Source organism: Vallitalea okinawensis (assembly GCF_002964605.1).
In the GTDB taxonomy this organism is placed as follows: domain Bacteria; phylum Bacillota; class Clostridia; order Lachnospirales; family PQDH01; genus Vallitalea_A; species Vallitalea_A okinawensis.
In genome coordinates this window covers 24,590-50,902 of sequence record NZ_PQDH01000004.1, presented here as the reverse complement: position 1 = coordinate 50,902, position 26,313 = coordinate 24,590, and the positions used below count along the sequence as shown (strand labels likewise).

Sequence of the window (26,313 nt, the reverse complement as noted above, 5' to 3'; positions counted from 1 at the left end):
AATGCTTAAAAGCATTAAAGAGTTTTTTGAATGACTAATTGATTTTTTCCTTTGTTCTTACTTACTTCAATTTCTAATGCACCTTTACATCTTTCTTTATATGGTAATGACTCATTATTCCAGAATACTTGATAATTTGCATCTGGATTCATGACAATAATCATACATGTTACTTCGTCTTCATGAGAATTCATTTTAAACGTAGCCTCTAAATGAGAATAATCTTTATTCACTTTTTTGTCTAAAATCCAAATGTCGAATCCGACAGTAAGAGTGCCAACACAGTAATATGAAGCAAACCAATTAATTATAGGTGATGATAGACCTCCAAACTGGTGCCAACCAGCTCCACGACCTGACTGAATAATAAAGTGCTCGAAACAATGATAAGAATTTTCTACTTCATCTTTCCATAGGTTTAATGCTGTCTTAGCAATCTTCCAAGCAAAATCTCCTTCACCAATATCCAGCATGGTTTTCCAAACAAACCACTGATGAGGCATCCAAACAGCACCGTTCCAATAACCATCCTTTGTATAATAGTTTGCACTTTGGTCCACAGTGGATATGCCAATAGCCGTCCATAATTCATCTGATGACATAAGATGGTTTAATAATCTCTTCTTTTGATCATTTGTGCAAATGCCTGAAATAAGAGGACTTACTCCATCTAATCCCTTATTGAAATTCTCTCCATTCTTATATTTCAAAATCTCTGTGGGATCACCATTTTCATTATGAATGACATAACTGTAGTAACCTGCTTCTTGATCCCATGAATATCTCTGTAGTGCAGCTGAAAACTTACTTATATCCTGTTGATATTGAGTAGCATCCTGGGAAACCTCTAAATGCTCTGCCATCATGAGTAATATTTTAGCACATCTGATGATATGAGCTGTCGTAACAACCGGCGTTATACCTTTGATAAGCTCCTTATTCTCACAAAACAGATGATACTGGGGTGGATAATCATCCCAACCACCAGAATTATAAAAGTAATCCCAGGTCTGAAGTAAGCTGGAGTTAAATGTATCCGTGGTGGAAAGTCCACTATTTCCGGCAATAAAATCATAAAAGTGTTTTAATTTAGGATAGAAATGGTTTAATAGTTCTTTGTCATTGGTTCTATTCCATATTTCTAACATAAGATATATCTGCACTGGTAGCGGGGTGCCGTGATGGATAAATGCCCTTTGGTCATCCTCAGGGTCGGTTACATAGGTATTAAGACATTCAATGGCCCTACTAATATCGATATCACAAAAGCCAATTCCAATAAACCCCGAATCCCATGTATATAGAGAATCCCACCATCTACCAGGAGTGTTGTGCCTGATATACTCCCCTTGTACATACACTGGATAAACCACATTGGATAACAATATTGCAGCCATACGCTCTTGACTGAATAAATACTTTTCCCCTTCATCAGTGGTTGTATAAGTAGATATTGTAGCCCTGTTCTGTTCCACTAGCGTAGTTAAATTATACTGTTTATTCAGAATTCCCTCTACCACATCCTCTGACTCTCCACAGCATACTAATCCATAAATTGTCACTTGCTCTTGAGCTTCTAAGAATATAGGCCGCATAAATATATTTGTATAATGACCTTCACCCTTTCCATATAACTTTGAGGATGTGTGGTCATTTACTTTAAATCGCATTAATGTATCTAATTCATCACAATAAAATTCTCTTATTTCATAATCATCATAGAACCAACGTATTCCATAGTGATGCTCAATATTATCGTATTTTAATAATAGATTGTTATGATTATGGCTCATGCAAGGAATAGCATTGATTTTACTAGGAACAAAACTGATGTTCTTAATATGATAGTTAGATACAATAGCAAATCCATCTATCTTAATTTCACTTCCACCTAATGACGTTATTTCTATACGATCTGTATCCCATAAACGCATTTCTATTAATTCAGTTATGATTTCACCTGTTCCTTCAAAAACGACTGCCTTTTCTTCACTTCCTGAAATTTGTAACGTAACTTTACTTCCTTTTTCCATCATGTATCGAAACATGATATAACCATCTTGCTCTTTATTTTTTCCTATATGATATGTAACAGTATCCCCTTTCTCTCTTCCAAATCCCTTCCCTAAGCACTTTGCATCTACAAAACCGTTCTCTCTTACTTCTCCTCTGAATAATCCATCATAGACCAAATGATCATCATGCCTTTGTACCGCATACTCCAAAGAAGTATACTCTAGTCCATCTATCCATCTACATCCTTCAGGTAACATAACTTCATATGGTATGATGTTTGATGAATCACTGTATGTTGGATAATTTAATGAAGCCATAGAATGTAGGACCACATTCTGTTTTTCATCTGTATGATTAAAGAACTGACACTTAATCAGGCGTAAATCATCATGAATTTTAGAGTAGGATATGTCACAGTAAACTTGATCTTTCCATTCTAATTCATGCCTCATGGAATAATAATTTAGGTCTGCCGATGCTTCCCATGGGTGGTAACCAGTTTCCCACCTTACATTGGGAACATCTATCCTTCTTCGATAATATCCAGGAAAAACGCTTAAATCAAAACGTATCCCCTTCTCCTTATCCGCTATATGAGATATTCCCATGTATTTTTTAGTATAAGGTCCCCAATTAGGATTGCTTAAATCCCGACTATTGTTTGATCTATTTATGGATTTCACGTTATTCTCCTTTTACAACATATTTAATTAGAGCAAATATTCTTGAATGAGATCCCGTTTTAATCTTTAATTCTCCATTACTCCCTACACAATCAGATACTATGATTTTGCTCTCTTGAGCATTGGTATAGATGATCTCTGTTACTATTTTGCAATCACTAACATCATTTAGTTGATAGACGTGCTCTCTTTCAGTTGTTAGTTCTTTAAAGATTAGAAGATAACCAGATTCTGCTCCTTTAATGATCTGGAATCCTGTAAAAGATGTTCCATCAGGCATTTCACCAATATTCATCACTTCACTTTGTAGTATATCATCTTTAATAGTATCAAATACTTTAAGACCCGCTTTAAGCTTCTGTTGGTCTTCTTTCTCTAACCCACTTAATTCCATCCAAAATAAAGGGTTAGTTACCATAGTAATAGCAAATAAATAATCCATAGAATAGTGATGTGGAGCTAATGGATCATCTTCATAAATATCTTTATTCCGTTTATTATTCAGTAGTTCCATCTGTAATCTTTGAGTAGGTATCACTTGGGATAACTGCCATATATTCTTTAACGTATAGTGAGGATAATAACTCCTCCAATCTGTATAGCGATTCTCAACAAAAAGTGTACCGTATTGTTTTTCATATAGATACCCAAATCGCTCTTCTGCAGTTATGTCTAAATTAAGCCTGATCTGTCCCTTACTTTCTTTTTCTAGAAAGCTAAATAACTTAACTAAATTTATTTCACACTGTTTATTTCTTACTTTAATGCCATCTAACTTATAGTAACGAATACCGTATCTCTTATAATAATCTAAGATAACAGACCCGTCTTTCTGCCAATTTGAAAAATCATGTGACGAATCAGGCGAAAACCATAGTCCGATCTCTACCTTCTTATTTCGTGCATATCTAATAATTTTACCAAATCCGTTAGGAAATTTATCCTGATGAATGTCCCAGAAGTCAGGATCAAAATCATAATACCCTTCCCATACACCATTTTTTGCTAATGCAGAGTTAGAGGTTATTCCTTTCTGCCAACCATCATCAATTTGCACCACATTAATTCCCATCTCACTTGCTATTTCAATTTCTTTTAGAATGAAACTCTCACAAACTGCTTTATCTTGATTTCGATCTCCCCATGTATTGGACATAGTAAAGAGAGGTTTTTGCTGGTGATACCACTCTTGTAAATAATGTTTCTTGTATAAGCGACATAGTTCTCCAGGCTGCCCTACACCAATCGTAACACCATAACAAGTAATGAATTCATCCTTAGCATCTACTGGACCATTTAGACTTGAACCTGTTACTCGTATATATGAGCCAGGCTCAATGATGAGGTCGTCAATGGTTTTATTTTGAGCTGCAAATTCTGTTGGCGCTTCTTTAACTACTATCAAGCCTTCTTCTTCAAGATAGCTATCAATAATAAATATACTTCCTTCATAATGATGACGACTAGCATTCTTCTTGTAATAAAGCTCTCCTTTTTCCAATTTTACTAAAGTATTATGAGCATCCGTTACATCATACAGCTTATAACTTTTAACTTTGATATGGGGTTGGTCATAACCAATACTATCAATCGTATCTTCAATTAGACCTTTTTTACCTGATTGATAGTTCATTTCTATTCCACTGTTTTGCTTCTTTTCATCACTTTTAATGACATGGACAGTCCCTATATTTTTAACCTTCATGCGACTTGTTATAAAAGGTGTATCTGGATAAACTGTGAAGGTTAAATCCCCTTTTATACCATTACCTTGGAATATAACCTTAACTAGTAAGTACTCTCCATTTAACGCAAGATCAATGACTTCTGAGTATATATCTATATTGTAATGTAGTTCATTAAGATGTCCTATATGAAACATTTTAGCCTTGTCGTTTGCCCACTTTTTACCAGATAACTTATTCAGAGTATAGTCGCAATAAGGATGTCCCTTAATAAATATGAACTTTCTTTCAATTAGGCTATTACCTATTATGAGTTCATCGGTGGATGAATCAAATTTCATATAGCAATCTTGGTATACTTTCGATTTCATCATAATCTCCTTTTTCAAGATCTTTCACCTGTACTAGACTTTCCCATTGGTTTTCTTATATTGTAAAGGTGTTTGACCATATATTTTCTTAAAACGTGATATGAAATAAGGTGTAGCATTATAACCAAGTTTATTACTAATTTCTTTTACAGACAACTCTGTTGTCAATAATAACTCTTTGGCATTTTTCATCTTTAGCTCCATCATATATTTACTAAAGGTAATACCCTTAAGATCTTTGAATTGTTTACTCAGTAATTCATAACTTATATCTAATTCATCAGCCATCGTTTCTAGACTAATATCATTGTAAATATTCTCTTCAATATAACGATCAATCTTGTATTCTAATTCAACAGGTAGTTTATCTTTCTTATCTCTTATATGATGTATGATGGTTAATACAATCCCATTAATCTTAGCCTCAAATTCATTAATATTTTCAATAATATTAGGTACTTCACGAATATCAACCTCTAGAATCAAATCACTATTAAATCCTCTCTCCATAAAAAGGTTTCTTAACCTTGAACATAATTCTAATAGTGTATTCTCACAATACTCTATTCGATAATGACCATACTTTAATCCCTCAATCAGTACCTTTATTTTGTATTGAACATCTTCTATCTTGCATTCTCTTAGAGCTTCTTCAATGTGATATAATACTTTATAAGCACTTCCGTCAGCTTTAAGTTCTTCCTTTGCAATATCTTTATAGTAAATCACTTTCTCATTGCATTTTATAAAGGTCCATCTTTTTACATACTTAGCCTGGCTATAAGATTCCGATATGGTAGCTATTTCTTGAACCTCTTGCCCGATACACAGTGTATAACCTTGTGTTGTACACCCTTCAATAATTGTCCTTATTAAGTCAATAACATGTTGAAATTTGGACTCATAATTCAGTAAAAGGACTAAATCATTGTCTTCATTCAATACAGAATAGCATTTATAGCGATTTATCATCTGCTCATTGAGAGCATTGATCAACTTATAATTCAGTATAATTTTATCTTCAAGAACATCATTTCTATGAACCTTAACAATTAAACAACATGATTTATTTAAATCTAATGAAATACCACTCGCTTTAAATATCTCTTGATTGATATCATTTTTGGCTTTGTTAAGAATTTCCCATATCAGGTTATATTGAATAAGGGGCTGATAGGCTTTCAATTTTTTATTTAATTCTGTGATGCGCGATTCAACGCTGTTGGCTGTGTTAATTATGAATGTATATTCATCCTCAGTAGAACCGTCATCTTTTGAGATCCCCTTAAAAACATTGACTATATTGTTGATCGGTTTATATGCCTTTCGCGTACTCCAATAAATGATGATGATATTAATTAGAATAATCATTATAAAGATAAAGAAGTAAATATCCTTATACTGATCAGCTGTTTTATAATAAGAATCTAATGAAGATAATGCAATGAATTTCCAGTCATTATATTCAGAAGGTATTATTGATGCTAAATAGCTTTCATTATTAATACTTATTTCATATAGATTTTTATCATTTAACTGTTGTGCATTCATTTGCCCCATTACTTGATCGAGATCAGCTTTTACCATTTTCTTTGGGTAACCTACTATAGGATTATTTTTTTCATCAATGATAACAAATTGTTGTCCCATATGATTTTCTACATAATAACTATCGATAATTTCATATATCATATTTAAATCAATTGTAACCCCCATAATCCCTTTTCGATCTTTTATATCAGAGAAAAATGGTACAGTCCTTGCATAGGTAATATATTCTTTGCTCTGCTCATCCATATGCTTATACCATAAAGTATTGATATCTTCTTGATAGATTTTTTCGAACCATTTTGGAATATTAATCTTTTTTTGGCTTCTATTACCTATGAAATTTACCGTGTCATCATAGAAAAAAACATCACCTTCATAGTAATATAAACTAAGTTCATTTATAAATTCATTCTTATGAACTATTCCAGATACCTCATTCATGACTTGCTTGATATCTATAAAAGATTTACTTATATCCTCATGAAGAGGCTTCGTTAAAGTTTCGTTGGTCTTTAAGTCTGTAATATTATCAATTGGTACCTCAATAATATTTTTGACTAACTCATCGATGGTATTACTGATTTGATCTACTTTGATGACATTATACTCATGTATATTTCTATATATAAAATCAATGCTGTACCTGTATATGATTTGATTGGGTATAATAACTCCTATCATCAATAATAGTAAATTTAGGAATAATAATCGATAATATATCTTTTTCTTTTTCATTGGACCCCCTCCAATAATCCTTAATAAACAATATTATCTTACAAAACCCCTTTTACTGTCAAACAACCTAGAAGTTCAATTAGCCTCTCTAATCTATAGAGAGGCTTTTTGAATTATCCATTATTTTAATGAGTTATATGTTTCGTTTAAAGCCTTTAGTGATTCATCTCCACCATTTTCATTGAAAAGAGTCTCAAACTCGTCAAAGTAATCAACGCTCTTTTCGCCAGTAATAATTTGAATATAGGCTTCTTCAGTGATTCTTTTTAATGTTTCCTTATTCTCATTTAGAGCGTCAACTGATGGCATAGTCGGTCTCTCGTAATATGGAGCTGTTGCATATTTTTCAGCATACTCATATCTTGAACTCATAATTTTACTTCTAACATCTGGTGATCCTGTTAAAAAGTCAAAGATTTGAATACCTTGCTCCCTCATTTGTACAGGATCTCTATCGTATAGATAGTTGACTTCTCCAGACTCATCTAATTCAAAATGAGTTCCTTGAATTCCATGACTTACCATCATACTATATTCTTCATCATTAAAGATATCGTTAAGCATAGTTAATATAACATCAACTTTTGCTTCAGATTCAGTAGCTTTAGCAGTAATTCCAAATAATTCACCTGCCATTCCACCTTTAAGAACTCCTTGACCATATGGTCCTTCAATAGGTGAGCCCAAAGTAACTTCCGCATTAGGATTAATGGCTTTAGTTTCTCTGTAACATGGTCCACCTTTAGGTCCCTCAATTTTTCCTGGTGGTGCATAGTGATAGTAATTGATACCACCGGTAACACCTACACGATCATTCATAAAGGCATGAGATAGCGCCCAATAACCACCAGTATTCTCACCAGTTATAAACTCAGGATCAATGATACCATCATTGTACCACTTGTTTAATAAAGCCAAGGCTTCTTTCATTTCCGGTTGAGTTGCAGTAAAGACAATTTCACCATCTTTGATCATTACTTCACTACCATTTTCAATATTTGTTGGTGATCCAAATGCTCCAAATACTGCGTTCATAGCTTTTATAGACATACCGTATGTATCTTGTTGTCCTGATTGATTAGGATCATCATTTCTAAAAGCATACATAGCCGCCTCAAACTCTTCTAAAGTTTCTGGTACCTTTGTAATGCCAACGTTACTTAACCAATCTTGTCTCCATTCTAGTATGGTATGGTACTTAGCATCCAATTGCACCATACTCCATCCATAGTTTTTACCATCAGAAAGTTTAGATTTATTCCATAAATAACCGTTAGGATCATATGCATTAACTGCAGCAACAAAATCAGGTGCCTTCTCTTCTAACTTTTCTATAGGTAACTCAACAACGACCCCTTGCTCAACATAATTAAATAAATTATCATCTCTAATACGCATAACGTCTGGCATATCCCCAGAAGCTAAACGAACATTTAAAGCTTCATTCCACTTCTGATCATCGATGAACCAAAAGTTAAAATCTACATTATAACGTTCTTCAACCATCTTTACGATCTCTGCTTCTTCATCCGGTTGTGCAGAAGTCTGGTACGCTAGCCAATCAATAACAACTGCTTCATTACCAGTGGTCTCACTTTTCTCTGAACCTTTTTTCGTTTCTTTAGTGTTATCCGTTGTTGGAGTACTATCAGTTTGGCTGTCTTCTGATGTACATCCTACAAATAGACTACCTAGTAACCCCATTATTAGTATCATACACACTAATTTTTTCATTTTAATTCCCTCCTATTTTTTATATCTATGTAAACCTTATTGATCAACTAAGTTCCTACCTACTTAGTTTACCATAAAGTCGACATCAATTTACACATTACCCTTTTAATGATCCCATCATAACGCCCTTAACAAAATATTTCTGTAAAAAAGGGTATACACAAATTATAGGTAATGTTGCAACAACTAATGTTGCCATTTTCATGGTTTCCGTGTTAACAACCATAACGTCTGTAATAGCCATTTCACTATCACTCATTTGACCTTCTAATACTATTTGTCGAAGCACATACTGTAAAACAAATTTCTCTTTGTCCATAATATAGATCATACAGTCAAACCACTGATTCCAGTGCCATACCCCGTACCATAGTGTAATAGTTGCAATAATGGGTTTGGATATAGGAATAATGATTTTATACAGTATGTAGAGATCATTGGCACCATCTATTCTCGCTGATTCTTCTAAACTTTCTGGAATAGTCATAAAAAAGTTGCGGGTAACTATTAATGTAAAAGCACTGATCATTGACGGTAAAACTAATGCTGACATACTATTGAGCAATCCAAGGTTATTAACTAAAAGATATCTTGGTATTAGCCCTCCGCTGAAATACATAGTAAAGACTATAAATCCAGTCCAAAATGTTCGATGTGGTAAGTCTTTCTTTGCTAAGGGGTATGCTGCTAATACAGTTAATGCTACAGCTAAAAAAGTTCCTAAAACCGTTCTAATGATAGTATTTTTGTAAGCAATCCAAATTTGATCATGTTGGATAACCTTTTGGTAACCTTCTAAGTTAAACGAAGTAGGTATCAAATGCAAACCATATTTATTCACTTCACTGGCTGGACTTAAAGAAATAGTAACAGCCTGTAAGAATGGTACGATAGTAATCAAACAGCATAAAAATAACAAACTATAAATAATACAATCAAAGAATATATCCTGTTTACTTTTTATCTTCATCTTTTCCCTCCTACCAAAGTGCGTAATCACTTGTTCTTCTAGCTATATAGTTGGTACCCATGACTAATGCAAAGGAAATAACGTTTTTAAACAATCCTACAGCTGCTGCATAACTATAGTTCATACGTTCTAACCCTTCTCGATAGGTATAGGTAGAAATAACATCCCCAACTTCCATAACTGCTGGGTTTAATAGGTTATATACTTGCTCAAAATCATCCTGAATAATTTTACCTGTAGCAAAAATAAACATGATGATGATGACGGGCATGATAGAAGGTATGGTGATGTTCCATATCTTTCTCATGCGGCTTGCTCCATCTAACTCAGCTACCTCATACATTTGAGGGTCAATACCAGATATTGCTGCTAAATAGATAATGGATGACCACCCTGCCTCTTTCCATATACTTGAGCCAACAAGAATGCTTCTGAACCAACTTTTTTCTGCTATAAAATAGATAGGCTCTAGACCAATTCCTTGCAATAGGATGTTAACAGGTCCTCTTGAAGGTGATAAAATCTCGATAAGTAAACCTGATAATACAACCCAAGACATAAAGTGAGGCAAATAGGTAATAGATTGCACCACCTTTTTGTATTTATTATGAGATACCTCATTCAGCATAATGGCTAATACAATTGGTGCAAAAAAACCAAGCATCAATTTATAAAAACTGATAATTAATGTATTTTTAAACACTGGCCAAAAAAACAACCCTGAAAATACATCTTCAAAGTGCTTAAAACCAACCCACTTACTTCCTAATATGCCTTTCAAAATATAGTAATCTTTAAAGGCGATTGTAACACCATACATCGGTAGATAATGAAAAATAACAAAATATATAATAGCCGGTAATAGCATTAGAAAAAATAAACTATTTTTCTTATAACTGATTAATGTATTGGAAAATCGATTAATTTTCATCTCATTACTCTGTTTTTTCATTCCTCTTAGTTGCACTTTTTTTCCTCCTCATCTTAAATTTTAAACTTGTGAATTGAATGATTGCTCCTTTCAAAATTATCATTTTCTATAAAACTCCTCAAGAATACTAATTTATAAAAATGTCACTTTATAATCAATGATTAATTAAAAACAGCTAAAATCTAGGGCTTTTTATAATTAAAATATAGTTTTTTTAATGGATATCATTTTTTTGTAACCGTAATAAAATGGTTAGAGTTACTTTCTTAATCATTTTGTATGCACTAAAAAGCACACCTTAAGGTGTGCTTTCTATTCACATGAGCCACTAATCCCCTTTTGAAAAGGTTAGACCATGCCCTTTATATTTAATTGATCTACTATATTCTGTTGGTGTCATATTGCACTCTTGTTTAAACTGTGAGGAAAAATAATGCACAGAACTATAACCTAATGCATCTGCGATTTCTGTAACAGTTTTCTTTCTTTCTCTTAATAAAGCTTTTGCCTTTTCTATTTTAAGGAGCCGAATATAGGCATTAACACTCATATTTCTTTTATCTCTAACAAGATATTGAATTTTTCTTTTACTTACACCTAGCTTGCCAACAAGAAAATCTAAGTAATTCTTCCTGTGAAAATTCTCTAATAGTAAATCATCAATTTCTTCCATCAAATCCGAAGAAGACAACATGTCAACTCTCCGACTAGTTATTTGAGGCGTGTGTACTTGTCTGATTAATTGAATCACCAGAAGTTCTAGGTATAGCTTGACCACTTGTTCAGCTGCAAAGAACATATCCTCTTCAGGTTTCATCATTATCTTAAGAACCCCATCTATTGAACGACAGTCTTTAAAAGCTTCATCACCAGCATGATACAACTGATTAAATAATTGTTGAATATCATGATTTATACAAACCTTCTCCCCTTTGAGAAAGTTTAATGCTCTTGATTGAGAAGAAAAAGATATGATGAACACATTACAATCATCAACGCCATTAGCATGAAGACCATGATATTCACCTGGTTGGTGAATAATTACTTCGCCTGCTGAAAGTTTGACCTCTTCATCATCTCTTATAGCGTGAATACATCCTTGATCTACATAGACTAACTCCCAAAAATCGTGTCGCTCTCCACTAAAACTATAGTCTTTGGTCATCTCATAATATAGAAATGAAAAGATTTTATCAATTTTCACCTCTTCTCTAAGACGAATACCCTTATGCCCCATATTACTCCCTACTTTACACCAAAGTTATCAGCATAGTTATTTACAAGCCCAGGTTACCAAACCATTATGCTAATTTCATATTTATACTTTTATTATACATGATAAAATTCTGATATCAACCCGAAACCTATAGCAATTAAGGAGTTAATTAATGAGTCAATTTATAAAAAAATCATAAAAATCCTGCGCTGAATTGTAAAGACAATTTACCCTATGCTTTATATAATAGGCTTAATCATTTCTAAAGGAGGGCTAAATGAATGAATCCAGTAAAAGTTATATTAGTTGGTGCGGGTAATCGTGGAAATGTTTATTGCCGCTATGCACTAGAAAATCCTGATCGAATGCAAGTCGTGGGGGTTGTTGAGCCTAATACTGTTCGCCTTGAAAAGGCTAAAAAACTCTATCATATTGATGAGCAACACTGCTACAATACGTTAACGGATTTCTTGTCCGATGAAATATTCGGAGATGCTGTTATCAATGGAACTATGGACCATCTTCATGTTCAAACTTCTGTTCCTATTCTAGAGAAAGGTTATGATCTCCTTCTTGAGAAACCTTATGCCGTTAGTGAAGAAGAGACAATCACACTTGCCAAAACAGCTGAAAAGTTAGATAGAAAGGTTATGATTTGTCATGTTTTACGATATACTCCCTTTTATCATGCCATTAAGGAGCGTATTTTAAATGGTGATATTGGTGATATCATTAGTATTCAAACAACAGAACATGTTTCCTTCCATCACATGGCTGTATCTTATGTGCGAGGTAAATGGCGTAACAAAGAACAATGTCATGCATCCATGTTACTGGCTAAATGCTGTCATGATCTCGATATCATCATGTGGATGAACAGTGGTATTAGCCCTACATCACTATCTAGTTTTGGTGGTCGTCATTTTTTTACAGAAGAAAATCGTCCAAAGGATGCAGGAAAGCGCTGTATGGTGGACTGTCCAATAGAAGAAAACTGTCATTATTCTTGTAAAAAACACTATATTGATCACCCTAATCGCTGGAAACAATATGTTTGGACTTGTTTAGAGCACATGGAAAATCCTACTCTTGAGGACAAAATACATTCTCTTAAAACAGATAACCACTTTGGTAAATGCGTATGGCGATATGATAATAATGTGGTGGATCGTCAAACAGTATCCATAGAATTCCAAAACGGCTCCGTGGCTACCCATACCATGCTAGGTGGGTCTACCCGACCTCAACGCTATATACATGTCATTGGAACTAAAGGAGATATCAGAGGCGTCTTTGAAGAATCCAACTTTACCCTTCGAAAAATTAATCCAACCAAAGAATCTGATTTCACTGAGGAAGTTATCGACTTGAATATAAAAGGAGATATGGCTGGTGCGTTTGGCGGTCATGGTGGCGGCGATTTACGTCTGGTTGATGACTTTGTTAACTACATAAAAGATGAAAAAACTTCTATATCTCGTACAACGATTAATGACTCCATGAATAGTCACCTAGCAGCTTTTTATGCGGATCAAGCCATGGAAGAAAAAAGAGTTATCTTTTTCTAGGGTTATTGAAGAAAGAACTACTCATTAGTCAACTATTTGAGTAGTTCATTTTTATTTTTATCTATTCATAGGAATGTCTTCTATATACAGTTGGACTACATCCTGTAGATTTTTTAAATACTCTTGAAAAATATAGTGGATCTATATACCCTACATAATCACCGATTCTACTTATCGTCATACGGGTATTCATGAGTAATTCTTTAGCTAAGTCTATTCGCATTTCTTTAACTTTCTCATGGAGTGACATACCATAAATAGAATGAAAAAATCGCCTTGTATGCCTTTCACTTAAACCTAAAATTTTTGCTAGTTCTTCTACAGATACTTCTTCTTTAAACCTATGTAAATAGGTATCAGTAATTTGTCTACGTTGATCATCTTTACTTTTTATTGGAGGCTGGTCCAAGGAATAGGGATACTCCAGATAGCTTCGGATACAATTTAATAGTATCTGCTGTAGGTAGTTTTTTATATTCTCCATATAGCCTACGTATTTATAATGACTCTCTTCTGCTATCTTTTTGAACAAATCCATGCTGTTAAATTTGTCCTTTCCATACCAAAAGGTGGTCTCTTTTAATGTCTTTGATATGACTTCTTGGTCCTTAGATCCTTGGTTTTCCTTTATCTTTTCACCAATTATCTCAAAATTAACGCAGTACTCAGCCATAGGGTTATCATGATGTCCTTTTTGTGCATGATAAACATTAGGACCTGTCAAATAGAAATCTCCTGCATTGATGGTATAAGACTGATCTTTTGTCCTTAATAATCCTTGTCCATAGGGTATAAAGTGCAATTCATAGCTACTATGAAAATGATTAGTTATCTCTTTAATCCTACTGGGAGGTGCAAACCGCATATAAAGCATATTTAATTCTAATTGCCCAAATTCTATTTTTATTTCTAAGTCATCTAATTCAAGAATCTCCACTGCTTTCCTCCCATTATTCATTGCATAGGTCTATTATAATCTATTTTTAGCATATGGACAATATGGTCATACTATGCAAATTTATGGCTTCATAACCTATTCTCTGAGGATTCTCTATTCTTTATAATAAAGATAGAATGATTTTAAACTAGGAGGCTAGATGATGGATAAGGAAATAATGAATTATATTAATTCTGTTTTAAGACCAATGGCTAAAGCCGATGGTGGTGATCTCCTTTGTACTGAAATTAATGATAATACTCTTATTATTAATGCTTATGGAGACTGCGCTACATGTAACAGTTGTGGAGAAGATATACAGTGGTGGCTCAACAAAAAGATTGAATCTAAATTCCATCAGCATTTTTCCATAAAAATAATTAAAAACATACCATACTTTGATCAATAGGAGGCAAACATGGCACATATAAAAGTTAGTAGAAGAAGCATGAGCAATGAACAATGGGCAAGGGTAAATTTTAATCAACTGAATCAGTTTATTATTAAACAACGTTATTCAATTCCTAATTGGCATATTCGTACTGGTGAATATCATCCTGATGCTTATACATGGGATCATGACGAATTCATTCCCATTATAGATGGTGAACGCTGGGGAGGTCCTGATGTTACTTCTGTTTTTAAGACAACAGTCATTATCCCTCCTGAACTGGAAGGTCAGAAGTTATACTTTGAGATGGTTACTCCTACTGAAGTCATGGTGAAAGTCAATGGATCTTATATGAATGGTCTTGACCCTAATCGTTCATCATTCCCTTTTGTGGAATCAGCCAACCCAGGGGACATCTACGAAATCATTTTGGAAGCCTATACACGTTCCAAACCAGATGACGATAGAAATGTTGCAACTCGACAATTAAAAGGCTGTATTCAGAACTTTAAATCCCCATCCTTTATGGTTTTAGATGAAGATATGCTGGAGTTTAAGTATGATTTGGATATGCTTTATTCACTTGCATACAGCCAACATGTTGAAGATCATATTAAAGAGAACATGGAACATCATATTAATGAAGTACTTCATTTACTACCTCTTTTTGAAAGTTCAAGAGAAGAGTATACAGTCTGCATGCCTATTGTTAAGCAGTATTTTAATGACCACATTTATAATCAATTTCATACTTATAGTAAACAAGGGAATCTTGCTCTTGTTGCTCATTCACACTTAGATATTGCTTATCATTGGACGGCTAAACAGACTGTACAAAAAAATGCAAGGACCTGCCTTATACAGTTACGATTAATGGATCGACACCCTGAATTTAAATACTCCCATACCCAAGCATGGACCTATGAAATGCTTGAAAAATATTACCCTGATATTTTTGAGGAAGTAAAGAAACGTGTTGCAGATGGTCGCTGGGAAATTGTCGGTGCTATGTATGTAGAACCTGATTGCAACTTAATTTCTGCTGAAAGTCATGTCCGCCAGCTTCTTTATGGCAAAAAGTACTTCAAAGAAACTTTTAATGTGGAGGTTAACAATTGTTGGTTACCTGATGTCTTTGGTAATAGCGCCATCATGCCCCAAATTCTAAAGAAATCAGGTGTGGATTATTTTGTTTCCAATAAGATGTCTACATGGAATGATACTAACATGTTTCCCTATAATAATTTTATATGGAAAGGGCTTGATGGCTCCACAGTTAATGCTTCTGTTCCACCCGTTCACTTCATCACATGGTTAGAACCGGATCAAGCAATTGAAAACTGGGATGCTTATAAGGAGAAAGAAATCTATCCTGAATCCCTACAGATGTACGGTTATGGTGATGGTGGTAGTGGTGTGACTGATGCCATGATCGCCTACATAGAACGTCAAGAAAAATTACCTGGTATCCCACATCAACGTATTACCACAGGAAAAGAGTATCTAGAGTCTGCTTTTAGTCATAAAGAGAAGGATTATCCAGTATGGGACGGCGACCTTTATCTTGAAATGCATCGTGGAACATTTACAACAAAGGGGGACTTAAAAAGGATTAATCGAAAAAGTGAATTTTTGGCACAAGAGATAGAAACATTAGCAACTCTTTCTTATTTACGGGGTAACGATTCTTGGCAGGAAGCTCTCGAAGCTCCATGGAAGAAACTCCTAACCAACCAATTTCACGATATATTGCCAGGCAGTCATACCACACCTGTTGCCACAGAAGCATTGGAATTATATGATGTTATGGAAAAAGAATTCAATAGCATTAAAGAAGGAACTCTTAACCAAATGCTTACTTCCAGCAGTGAAGGTAATTTCGTTGTACTGAATCCTTCCATACAAGAGAAAAAAGGTATCGCCAATCTTAATAATACTGCTGAAAGTGATTATACCGGACTTAAGGATTCTCATGGCAATACTTACCCGCTTCAAATTCAACAACAACCTGATGGTAAAACTCGTATTTGTGCCCAGTTACCATTCATTAAAGGATTGGGCTCTATGAGCTTAACTGGTTTAAAGACTTTTATCCCAGAAAATACTTCAATGAAAATTTCTCAAGAGAGCATGGAAAATAAATATTATCGCATAGAAATCAATACACAAGGAGAGATCATCAATATATATGATAAGATACGTTTCCGTAATGTGATTAGGGAAGGAGAAACAGTTAATCAATGGGCACTATACGATGACCGTCCAGGTAAATATAACGCCTGGGATATACTTAAAAATTATGAGGAATACCCTATAGCTCTTCCCCATTGGAAAAACATACAAGTTGTTGAAGATGGACCTATTTCAATTGCATTACGAATGGAACGTAAATTTTCGAATAGTAAGGCTTGTCAAATTATTCGCCTATATGCAGAACATCCTCGTATTGATTTTGAAACTTGGGTTGATTGGCAAGAAGATCAAAAACTTTTGAAAGTACTCTTCCCTGTTGACGTGTATGCTCGTGTTTATGACGTGGATACCTCTGCTGGTGTCCTTCAACGTTATAACAATCAAAACACAACTTGGGAACAGGCCAGATTTGAAGTACCATGCCATAAATGGGTTGGTATGAGCGAAGGAATTTTTGGGGTGAGTATATTAAATGATTGCAAATATGGCTGCCATGTAGAAGATAATATTATTGGTTTAAGCCTTTTAAGAGCACCTATTCGCCCCGATCGAGACAGTGATCGAAAAGAGCATTATTTTACTTATTCTCTTATGACACATGGTGGTCAATGGCAAAATGATGGTCTCGTTGAAGAAGCTTATGCTCTAAACTGGCCACTACAAGTTTATCCTAATAAGAAGACTAAAGAAGATTTTGAAGCTCCTTTATCTCTAGATACAAAGGCATTACAGTGCCAAGCTTTTAAACTATCTGAAGATGGTACAAAGGATATCATTTTACGCCTAGTAGAAACTTATAGTTCTAAAGGTATAGCTAAAATAAAATTGAATTTTCCAGTTAAAGAAGCTTGGCTATGTAACCTAATAGAAGAAACCCAGCAATCTTTAACATTGGAGCACGGTATGATCCAAGTACCTTATGAACCTAATGAAATTATATCTATTCGCTTAAAATCTATGTAGGAAAATAGAAGTACATAAGCCCCTTGTTGCTATATCATGACTTAACAAGGGGTCTTTTTACATCATATTTCATCAACTAAAAGCAAGTTAATTTTCTTTATTACCTAATTGACCTCATTCCAAAACATAATTTTATTATGATCGGCTGATTCTTTAGCATATATAGATGCTTTAGTCACCTCAAAAACCTCTGCTGATGATACAAAACATGTTTTATTTCCTTCGATAGATTCTAAGAAATCCTCAAAAATATTCTTTTCTTCAAGGAGATGAATCTCTTGTGAACCTTCTCTATCATTACTCATTACAAACACTTGATTATCTCTAACTTCTATAATCCCCTTAGTCCCTACAACCCTTAATCGATCGTCATCATGACTGTTTGCTGTTTCAGGTCTATAAAAATCAGTAACTAGTGTAGCATATACCCCATTGGTTAGTTCAAATTGACATACTCCTGACATCTCTATTTCATTTCCATCTTTCTCTATTAATTCGCTGGACCTACCATAAACGGAACTAAACTCTTGCCCACTGAAATAATAGATCCAGTCAATCCCATGAATACCTACCCATTGTAAAATACCGCCATAATAATCTCTTTTTTCATAAAAGTTGCCTCGTTGACCTAATTTATAGGATTTCTGAGCATTGATCAGCTTAACTTTACCAATACCACCTTCTTTAACTATTTGATAGGCTGTAAGAAAAGCAGCATGATAGCGAATACCCATCATGGAACAGAGATGACTTTTACTCTTACTATAAGCGTCCTTTATCTTGCACAGTGAATCCATTGATGTGGTAAGTGGTTTCTCTATGAAAAGATGAATGTCTCTTTGAAGAAGATTAATGACAATTTCTTCATTCTTGGTACAATATGTATTGACTACTGCTATTTCTGGATTTAATTCCTCTATCATTCTCAGATAATCTTTATATACCCTAACCTCTTGATGATCTTTTCTCACTTTTTCATATATCTTATCAATGTTCTCTTCTTCTACACCAGGTGAAATACCTACAATGGTATATTTATTATTAAAAGAAATACCATCTAGGGCATAACCATAATGCCCAGAACAACCAATAATAACAATTTTCAACTTTACCCCTCCTTAATACGGCTTATAGATTAATTCTTTCCTAGATTATTTACCTTTTATTTATTATAATAAAATTATGTACTGGTTAATAGCCAAACTATAAAATTATAGTATTTGCTTAACGTGTCTATATACAGCTTATATATAATAACACTTAAATTTATAACAAGGAGTTAACTTATGTCTGATACAATTTTTTTTAAGGAGAAACTTCACCATTCTTTTATAACTGAAAATCTATTCTTTGACCTTGATTTTCATATTAGAAAAGAGTTAAAGAATATGGAGTATCAGCATTTTCATCCTTACTATGAAATATTTATTTTTTTAGATGGTGAGTGTAATTTTATCGTTAATGGGTCCAGCTATCGCCTGAATACCTATGACTTTGTACTTATTGATAGGTATCAACTACATAAGTCTAATTATCTAAGCAAAAAAAATAAGAGATTACTTTTAAGCTTTAATAAAGATTATTTGTCTTTTGCATTCAATAGTCAATTGCAATGGATTCTGACTATTTTTCAAAAACCTATACCCGTTTTAAGGTTTAATAACCCAGAAAAAAGAGTTATTATTGATCTCATCAATGAATTCTATACCTATTCTCGTAAGAAGGATCCTGCTATGGAAATCATGTATCAAAATACACTTTTAAAATTATTATATACCATAAAAAAGTATATAGATAATAATGTTTATACCAATGAGGATATTGAGAAAGATACCATTACTAAGAAGATAGAAGATTTAACAATCTATATTCACAATCACTATTGTGACAAAATAACACTAAACAGTCTATCAGAAAAGTTTTTTATTAGCCCACATTATTTATCTAGGAAATTCAAAGAATACACTCATTTTAGTGTTACTGAGTATATTCAACTCACTCGAGTCAAAAAATCTTGTCACTTACTACTTGAAACTAATTATAAGATTATAAAAATAGCTGAGCTTTGTGGCTTCGGTAGCCTGTCTCAATTCAATAGAGTATTTGCTGAAAAAGTAGGCATGTCACCTACTAAATATAGAAATCAGACTAAACATGATATTTTTTCACTATCATAAAGTAGACTAAGACCTGTAACTATAGGTCTTAGTCTACTTTTTTGAATGATTAATTTTTTTCTGAATATTCTAATATCAACTCATATTTAACTTATCTTCACTCCAAATTAATTATAATATCACGTAGTACATGATATTATTTTGATAGTACTTCTAAATCCTCCATAAATAATAAATACATTTTATCTTTATAATAAAATTATTTCAGAATTATTATATGTTAGGGTTATTTATTATGGTATCACATTGATTATTAATCGTTTATAAAGAACTTAATTGATTACTCCAAAATTTGTGTTAGTAGCTATATTTTCAAATTTTTATCTGCTTTATTATAATTATTTATTAATATTCACTTATTTTGTTAATAATTTAGGTTAATCAAGACATGATATGCGGAGGTTTTTATTCAAATCAGCAATAAATAAGTAGAAAGTGTTATGTATCTTAAATTAATATAAAGATAAGTGATAACTTGTTAATGCACTTATTTAATGATAAGAGATGGGGATTATTATGATCAATATAAAAAGACAAAATATTTTTTATAAACAGAAAACATTAAAATTTCTGTTATATTGGTATATTGGTGGTTTATCCTACTTTGTAGGGACATCATTATCAAACCTGCCCTTCATATTTATATGCTCATTTATATTAACCGAATTTGCTGGTAACAGGCTTTACATGACGACAATAAGCAATCAATCTTTAAGATATGTCCTTACAAACAGATATCTTAATTTACTACTTAACTTTTTTTCTAACTTTGTTATTACCTTTACTGTCGTCTTTACGAATCAATACCTATATGAAAATGAAATTTTAAAATTTGTTATCGAGCCATTTACATTTGGTCTAATTTACAGTGTTATCTATTCAGCCTATCTTAAAATGGCTACAAAACATTAATATGAAAAGGAGTTATGATATGGCTAATCATATGGTGAAACCACTTAGAAGTAGTACAAAAAAAGTAACTTTTGGTACAAAGCTTAAATATTCCTTTAAACATCAAAAGCTATTTTATTTTTTAGCTTTACCAGCAATTATTTATTATCTTATATTTCATTATCTGCCCTTTTACGGCCTGCAAATTGCCTTCAAGGATTATAGTACTTTTAAGGGAATTTGGGACAGTGTTTGGGTAGGACTGGATAACTTTAAGTATATCTTCTCTGGTTCGGGGAAATTCATGTTCCTGAGGGCACTAAAAAATACTCTATTAATTAATGCCTATAGTTTAATATTCGCTTTTCCTATACCAATCATTTTGGCACTCTTATTTAATGAAATTCGCAACAATTTATTTAGAAAAGTATCACAAACAGTCCTTTACCTGCCTCACTTCATATCGGAACTGGTGGTAGCAGGTCTTGTTATCAATCTACTTTCTCCGGATACAGGGGTTATCAATAATATTCTTATGAGTTTACATATCATTGACGAACCCATTTACTTTATGATTATGCCAGAGTACTACAGATTCATTTACATAGCGTCAGGTGTATGGAAGAATGCAGGATTTGACTCCATTATATATTTTGCTGCACTACTTGGGATCTCACCTTCTCTCTATGAAGCCGCTAAAGTCGATGGAGCTAATAAGTTCCATGTTATTACGAACATCACTTTGCCTGGTATTTCTTCTACTATCATTATTATGTTTATATTACGAGTAGGTAAGTTATTAAGTATAGGATTTGAAAAGACTATATTACTTTATCAACCACAGACCTATGAGGTTGCAGATGTTCTAGGATCATATATTTATCGAATCGGTTTACAAGGAGCTAATCAACTTGATGTGGCAACAGCTGCTGGTCTCTTTGAATCAGTTGTAGCTGTCATCCTTGTATATATTTCTAATAGAATATCTAAAAAAATCGGAGGTACATCTTTATGGTAAGTTTTAAACTCAAGAAGACAAAATATTACGGATTATCTAAAGGGGAGCTTATATTTGGATATATTGTCAACATACTGATGGTTATTGCTATTATAGGTGCACTCTATCCCCTTCTATATGTACTTTCAGCTTCATTGAGTAGTGGTATTGCTGTTGATCGTAAACAAGTATTTTTGTTGCCAGTAGACTTGACCTTTAGTGCATATGAATATTTATTTTCTGACCGAGCACTTTGGGTTTCCTTAGCCAACAGTTTTTTCTATATGTTTGCAGGTACTGCTTACTGTATGGTGATCTCTGTTATGGTGGCTTATGTTATGTCGAGAAAAAATTTCTTATTTAATCGATTTCTTAACTTTTTCGTTTTATTCACCATGTGGCTGGGAGCAGGAACTATACCACGTTATCTCAATTACATTAATTTAGGCATGGGGGACTCCCGCCTTGGAATGATTGTAGGATTTGGTATTTCCGCATTTAATATCATTCTCATACGGAACTACTTCGACTCTCTTCCAAAGGAACTTGTGGAAGCCGCAACAATAGATGGTGCAAGTGAGTCCCAGGTTCTTACAAAGATTTTTGTCCCCTTATCATCACCTATCTTAGCAACTGTCTCATTATTTTATGCTTTATCAAGTTGGAACTCTTGGTTCTGGTACTCACTATTGATCAAAACAGAAAGTAAACAACCTATTCAGATTATCTTAAGGCGTTTGCTCTTGTATACAGCTGAGAATATTGATGATACAAGTAATGAAATCATTAAAATAGAAGCTGGTGGACATAATGATACAACACTTAAGTATGCAATCATGGTACTATCCCTTATACCAGTTGTTATTGTATACCCTTACGTTCAGAGACACTTTACCAAAGGTATTACCTTAGGTGGTGTTAAAAGCTGAATACATAGGTCTACTCTTTTAATAAACAATACTGTATAAAAGAAAAGATCTTGTAGATAAAATCTATATCCCGAAGCTTTTTCGGGGGGTAAAATGAAAATAAGAGGAGGAACTCAATTGAAAAGAATTTTAGCTTTATTACTTATCCTTACTTTATCAGTCAGTCTAATCGCTTGTACTGGACAAAAAACTGATGATACTAATGTAACTAGCGATAATCAAGATGAAGTAAAAAAGGAAACGAAGAAAGAAACTAAAAAAACAGATTCAAATATTGTTTATGATGGTACATTCGGCCAGATTGTTAATGAACCAGCTGAGATATCTATCTTTGCTAAACAAGATGGTGGATTTTCCTTTACCACAGATTCAACTTTTGCAAACTTTTATGAAGAAGCAACAGGTGTCAAGTTAATTGGTACTGCTAATCCAAATGTAGACGATACTACAGATCTTAACTTACATGCTACTGAAGGATTTCCTTCTGACATTATATCTGTGGCCCATTTAAATGATGCCATGGTTCAATTTGCTAATGAAGGAGCATTTGTTGATCTTAATCAGTACATGGATTTAATGCCTAATACAAAAAACTTTTTTGAAAATCATCCACTGGGTCAACAGATCTATGAAGCAAGCGTCACTCCCCAAGGAGAGCTCTTCTTAATTGCTTCTGCTGAGAGATTTAAACCAACCCATGTACCTTTGATCAGAAAAGATTGGCTGGAAAAAGTAGGTATGGAAGTTCCTCAAACTACCGAGGAACTTGAAGAAGTATTACTAGCATTCAAAGATAATAACCTTGGAGCCGGCGGTATCACTGTTCCTTTTGTCTCCAAAGCATGGGTATTAAAGCAAAACCTACCTCCAATTTTTGGTGCTCGTACAGAAAGTAGAGCAACTGGTCGTGTCATTATTAGTGATGATGGTTCAGAATTTTACCATGGGTGGAGCACAAATGAGTTCAGACACGCTTTAACAGAAACTTCTAGATGGTATGATATAGGTATTTTCAGTAAGGAGTTGTTCACTGAGGACGATCCTAAAAACATGTACTTCCCTTCAGACCGTGGTGGCTTTACCATATGGAGTGCAAGCACCATAGGTTTTAATGATCAGCCTAATATGCCAGAAGGTTTTGAGCTTGTACCTATGTTGCCTACAGAATTCGATGGCCAGCGACTTGACCAACGAGCTACTCACTTTATGAGAAAAGGTCGTATCGGAATATCTAGCTCAAGTAAAAATGTTGAACTTGCCGCCGCAGTACTGGATTCCTTCTTAACTGAAGAGCTTATTATACAAAATGCATACGGTATTATTGGCGAACAAATTGAACTTGTTGATACTGTTGATGGTATACGCGTTTATCAAGAAACAAAAGAGTGGAATGACCTGATCTATGCAGACTTTAACAACAATAGTAAAACTGCTCGTTACGATAATGGCTTCTTAAATATTGGTATAACACCAGACGTTATTCATGATACTTTCAGACACATCAAGTATGGTGAAGAATTTGGTAAATCACCTGTAGATGAGATAGAAAAAATATATCTTGAGGCCTATGCATCGGGAGAGGTTAATTTTGTTCCAGGTGTACCAGTCAGCTTTACTTCAGAAGAACAAGATGAAATTAATAACATCAAAACTAACCTTGAGTTTTATCAAGATGAAGCTTTCGCAGAAGCTATAACTAATGCTTATACACAAATAAACGATACTTGGTGGAACAATTATATAACAAAGTGTAACGAAATAGGGATGGAAAGACTTGTAGAGATTTATAACACAGCTCTTGATCGAAATAGATAATGGATTCAAAAAACGGGATTAACCACATCAAACAACTAGTAAGGGTTAATCCCATAACTTTACTTTTCACTTAGGTATTATTACGTCACTAACTATCATGCAAGGAGTTTTGATATGAATACACACGAAAAAAGAACAAGCAACAAGATTAATATAGCTTACATTGGTGGAGGAAGTAGGCAGTGGGCTAGGAAAATTATGTCTGACTTAATTATTGAAGAGTCAATCAGTGGAGAAGTTAGGCTTTACGATATAGATACAAAGGCTGCAAAGAAAAATGAAGTTATCGGTAATATGTTTAATAACTTACCTGGCGCTAAAACGACATGGCATTATAAAGCAGTCCATACACTTAAAGATGCCCTAGAGGGAGCAAACTTCGTTATTATTTCTATTACTCCTGGGACAATAGAAAAAGATATGTACTCCGATGTTCATACACCTGAGTGTTACGGCATCTATCAGGCGGTTGGTGATACTGTTGGTCCTGGTGGCTATATAAGAGCTTTAAGGACCATTCCTATGTATATAGAAATAGCCAATGCTATTAAGGATTATGCGCCAGATGCTTGGGTCATCAATTACACCAACCCTATGACCTTATGTGTTAGAACATTATATCAAGTTTTCCCACAAATTAAAGCCTTTGGGTGCTGCCATGAAGTATTTGGAACACAAGAATTGTTAATGACTGCACTTAATGAAGAACTCAACTTAGGATTAACTGATCGATCTCAAATTAAGGTTAATGTTTCTGGTATTAATCATTTCACTTGGATCGATGAGGCATTTTACAAGGATATTGATCTAATACCCATTTATACTCAATTTGCTAACAAATATTATGATCATGGACTGATCAAAGAAGAACACAGAGGAGATCCTTTTAAAAATGCTCATAAAGTAAAGTTTGATCTTTTCAGAAGATACGGAGTTATTGCAGCAGCTGGCGATAGACACCTTATCGAATTTGTTCCTCAATGGTACCTAAAAAATGAAAGTGACCAAGAAAAGTGGATCTATTGGTTGACAAAAGTGGAAAGAAGAATTAATAGCTTAAGAAACAAAAATCAGGAAACAAATGATATTATTGCAGGAAAGAAAGAGCTGACTATTTCACCATCAGGCGAAGAAGGTGTTCAGCAAATTAAATCTATCTTAGGCTTAAAATCATTCGTTTCCAATGTCAATCTACCTAACGCTGGTCAGATACCATGGCTACCTAAAGGAGCTGTTGTTGAGACAAATGCTGTTTTTAAAAGCGGGTCAGTTAAGCCCGTTCAAACTGGCAACTTGCCGCTTAACGTCCAAAATCTTGTATTACAACATGCCATTAATCAAGAAGCCCTCATTCATGCATTCTTCAATCAAGATAAACAAGGCATCATGAATATATTTGCCAATGAACCTATGGTGAAAAGATTATCTATAGAAGAGTCAACAGAGCTTTTCAATATTATGATTGATAATACAAAAGCTTATTTACCTGAATGGTTATTGCATTAAAGTATTATAAATTTATTTATAGGTTAAAAGGATGATCACTCATTTGACTGCAAC

The 26,313-nt window shown here is 33.7% G+C and carries 18 protein-coding genes; 9 read left to right on the top strand and 9 right to left on the bottom strand.

Translation table 11 applies throughout. The annotated features are described in order from the left end of the window. Positions 1 to 14: 14 nt before the first annotated feature. From C1Y58_RS13200 to C1Y58_RS13170, 7 genes are all read right to left on the bottom strand, one after another. Positions 15 to 2,699: an MGH1-like glycoside hydrolase domain-containing protein gene (locus C1Y58_RS13200; protein WP_207655750.1), complete on the bottom strand. Its 2,685-nt coding sequence runs from the start codon at positions 2,697 to 2,699 to the stop codon at positions 15 to 17. A 1-nt stretch (position 2,700) separates the two neighbouring features. Beyond that, positions 2,701 to 4,755, bottom strand: a complete 2,055-nt coding sequence (locus tag C1Y58_RS13195) for an alpha-amylase family protein (protein ID WP_105616534.1) — start codon at positions 4,753 to 4,755, stop codon at positions 2,701 to 2,703. Between the two features lie 33 nt (positions 4,756 to 4,788). Then, a complete protein-coding gene (locus C1Y58_RS13190; RefSeq protein ID WP_105616533.1) occupies positions 4,789 to 7,041 on the bottom strand; it encodes an AraC family transcriptional regulator in 2,253 nt (750 codons plus the stop codon). Between the two features lie 120 nt (positions 7,042 to 7,161). Then, positions 7,162 to 8,775, bottom strand: a complete 1,614-nt coding sequence (locus tag C1Y58_RS13185) for a type 2 periplasmic-binding domain-containing protein (protein WP_105616532.1) — start codon at positions 8,773 to 8,775, stop codon at positions 7,162 to 7,164. A gap of 97 nt (positions 8,776 to 8,872) precedes the next feature. Beyond that, the gene (locus C1Y58_RS13180; RefSeq protein ID WP_105616531.1) at positions 8,873 to 9,745 is read right to left on the bottom strand and encodes a carbohydrate ABC transporter permease; all 873 of its coding nucleotides are present in this window, start codon (positions 9,743 to 9,745) and stop codon (positions 8,873 to 8,875) included. A gap of 10 nt (positions 9,746 to 9,755) precedes the next feature. Continuing rightward, complete coding sequence (locus C1Y58_RS13175; protein WP_242985396.1) at positions 9,756 to 10,712, bottom strand: ABC transporter permease; 957 nt, start codon at positions 10,710 to 10,712, stop codon at positions 9,756 to 9,758. Between the two features lie 292 nt (positions 10,713 to 11,004). Next, entirely contained in the window at positions 11,005 to 11,913 is a 909-nt protein-coding gene (locus C1Y58_RS13170; protein ID WP_105616530.1) for a helix-turn-helix domain-containing protein, read from the bottom strand. Positions 11,914 to 12,173: 260 nt separating this feature from the next. On the opposite strand from C1Y58_RS13170, the gene C1Y58_RS13165 reads away from it, so the two are divergent. Next, positions 12,174 to 13,460, top strand: coding sequence for a Gfo/Idh/MocA family protein (locus C1Y58_RS13165; protein WP_105616529.1), 1,287 nt, complete (start codon positions 12,174 to 12,176; stop codon positions 13,458 to 13,460). A gap of 61 nt (positions 13,461 to 13,521) precedes the next feature. On the opposite strand, the gene C1Y58_RS13160 is transcribed toward C1Y58_RS13165, so the two are convergent. Continuing rightward, positions 13,522 to 14,397 (bottom strand): AraC family transcriptional regulator, encoded by an 876-nt coding sequence (locus C1Y58_RS13160; protein ID WP_170311592.1) that lies wholly within the window; start codon positions 14,395 to 14,397, stop codon positions 13,522 to 13,524. Between the two features lie 163 nt (positions 14,398 to 14,560). Between C1Y58_RS13160 and C1Y58_RS13155 the strand changes: the two genes are divergently transcribed. Both C1Y58_RS13155 and C1Y58_RS13150 read left to right on the top strand, forming a co-directional pair. Further along, positions 14,561 to 14,806, top strand: a complete 246-nt coding sequence (locus C1Y58_RS13155) for a NifU family protein (RefSeq protein WP_157950087.1) — start codon at positions 14,561 to 14,563, stop codon at positions 14,804 to 14,806. Between the two features lie 9 nt (positions 14,807 to 14,815). Beyond that, positions 14,816 to 17,944 carry an alpha-mannosidase gene (locus C1Y58_RS13150; protein WP_105616526.1) on the top strand — a complete coding sequence of 1,043 codons (3,129 nt, stop codon included), beginning with the start codon at positions 14,816 to 14,818 and terminating at the stop codon, positions 17,942 to 17,944. Positions 17,945 to 18,048: 104 nt separating this feature from the next. On the opposite strand, the gene C1Y58_RS13145 is transcribed toward C1Y58_RS13150, so the two are convergent. Then, the gene (locus C1Y58_RS13145) at positions 18,049 to 19,050 is read right to left on the bottom strand and encodes a Gfo/Idh/MocA family protein (protein ID WP_105616525.1); all 1,002 of its coding nucleotides are present in this window, start codon (positions 19,048 to 19,050) and stop codon (positions 18,049 to 18,051) included. A gap of 180 nt (positions 19,051 to 19,230) precedes the next feature. Between C1Y58_RS13145 and C1Y58_RS13140 the strand changes: the two genes are divergently transcribed. The 6 genes from C1Y58_RS13140 to C1Y58_RS13115 all read left to right on the top strand — a co-directional run bounded on the left by C1Y58_RS13140 (position 19,231) and on the right by C1Y58_RS13115 (position 26,259). Further along, a complete protein-coding gene (locus C1Y58_RS13140; RefSeq protein WP_105616524.1) occupies positions 19,231 to 20,121 on the top strand; it encodes an AraC family transcriptional regulator in 891 nt (296 codons plus the stop codon). A 516-nt stretch (positions 20,122 to 20,637) separates the two neighbouring features. After that, positions 20,638 to 21,033, top strand: coding sequence for a hypothetical protein (locus C1Y58_RS13135; protein WP_105616523.1), 396 nt, complete (start codon positions 20,638 to 20,640; stop codon positions 21,031 to 21,033). A 19-nt stretch (positions 21,034 to 21,052) separates the two neighbouring features. Continuing rightward, complete coding sequence (locus tag C1Y58_RS13130) at positions 21,053 to 22,030, top strand: ABC transporter permease (RefSeq protein ID WP_242985395.1); 978 nt, start codon at positions 21,053 to 21,055, stop codon at positions 22,028 to 22,030. Beyond that, entirely contained in the window at positions 22,024 to 22,938 is a 915-nt protein-coding gene (locus tag C1Y58_RS13125; RefSeq protein ID WP_105616522.1) for a carbohydrate ABC transporter permease, read from the top strand. Before C1Y58_RS13130 ends, C1Y58_RS13125 begins: the two co-directional genes overlap by 7 nt. Before the next feature lie 117 nt (positions 22,939 to 23,055). Then, on the top strand, positions 23,056 to 24,753 hold the full coding sequence (locus tag C1Y58_RS13120; RefSeq protein WP_105616521.1) for a type 2 periplasmic-binding domain-containing protein: 1,698 nt from the start codon (positions 23,056 to 23,058) through the stop codon (positions 24,751 to 24,753). A 114-nt stretch (positions 24,754 to 24,867) separates the two neighbouring features. Beyond that, positions 24,868 to 26,259, top strand: coding sequence for a family 4 glycosyl hydrolase (locus tag C1Y58_RS13115; RefSeq protein ID WP_105616520.1), 1,392 nt, complete (start codon positions 24,868 to 24,870; stop codon positions 26,257 to 26,259). Positions 26,260 to 26,313: the final 54 nt, after the last annotated feature.

Coding starts and splice junctions, on each gene's coding strand:
- C1Y58_RS13165 (WP_105616529.1), top strand. CDS start 12,174: ATGAATCCAGTAAAAGTTATATTAGTTGGTGCGGGTAATCGTGGAAAT.
- C1Y58_RS13195 (WP_105616534.1), bottom strand. CDS start 4,755: ATGAAATCGAAAGTATACCAAGATTGCTATATGAAATTTGATTCATCC.
- C1Y58_RS13185 (WP_105616532.1), bottom strand. CDS start 8,775: ATGAAAAAATTAGTGTGTATGATACTAATAATGGGGTTACTAGGTAGT.
- C1Y58_RS13190 (WP_105616533.1), bottom strand. CDS start 7,041: ATGAAAAAGAAAAAGATATATTATCGATTATTATTCCTAAATTTACTA.
- C1Y58_RS13130 (WP_242985395.1), top strand. CDS start 21,053: ATGGCTAATCATATGGTGAAACCACTTAGAAGTAGTACAAAAAAAGTA.
- C1Y58_RS13140 (WP_105616524.1), top strand. CDS start 19,231: ATGTCTGATACAATTTTTTTTAAGGAGAAACTTCACCATTCTTTTATA.
- C1Y58_RS13125 (WP_105616522.1), top strand. CDS start 22,024: ATGGTAAGTTTTAAACTCAAGAAGACAAAATATTACGGATTATCTAAA.
- C1Y58_RS13150 (WP_105616526.1), top strand. CDS start 14,816: ATGGCACATATAAAAGTTAGTAGAAGAAGCATGAGCAATGAACAATGG.
- C1Y58_RS13170 (WP_105616530.1), bottom strand. CDS start 11,913: ATGGGGCATAAGGGTATTCGTCTTAGAGAAGAGGTGAAAATTGATAAA.
- C1Y58_RS13180 (WP_105616531.1), bottom strand. CDS start 9,745: ATGAAGATAAAAAGTAAACAGGATATATTCTTTGATTGTATTATTTAT.
- C1Y58_RS13155 (WP_157950087.1), top strand. CDS start 14,561: ATGGATAAGGAAATAATGAATTATATTAATTCTGTTTTAAGACCAATG.
- C1Y58_RS13135 (WP_105616523.1), top strand. CDS start 20,638: ATGATCAATATAAAAAGACAAAATATTTTTTATAAACAGAAAACATTA.
- C1Y58_RS13115 (WP_105616520.1), top strand. CDS start 24,868: ATGAATACACACGAAAAAAGAACAAGCAACAAGATTAATATAGCTTAC.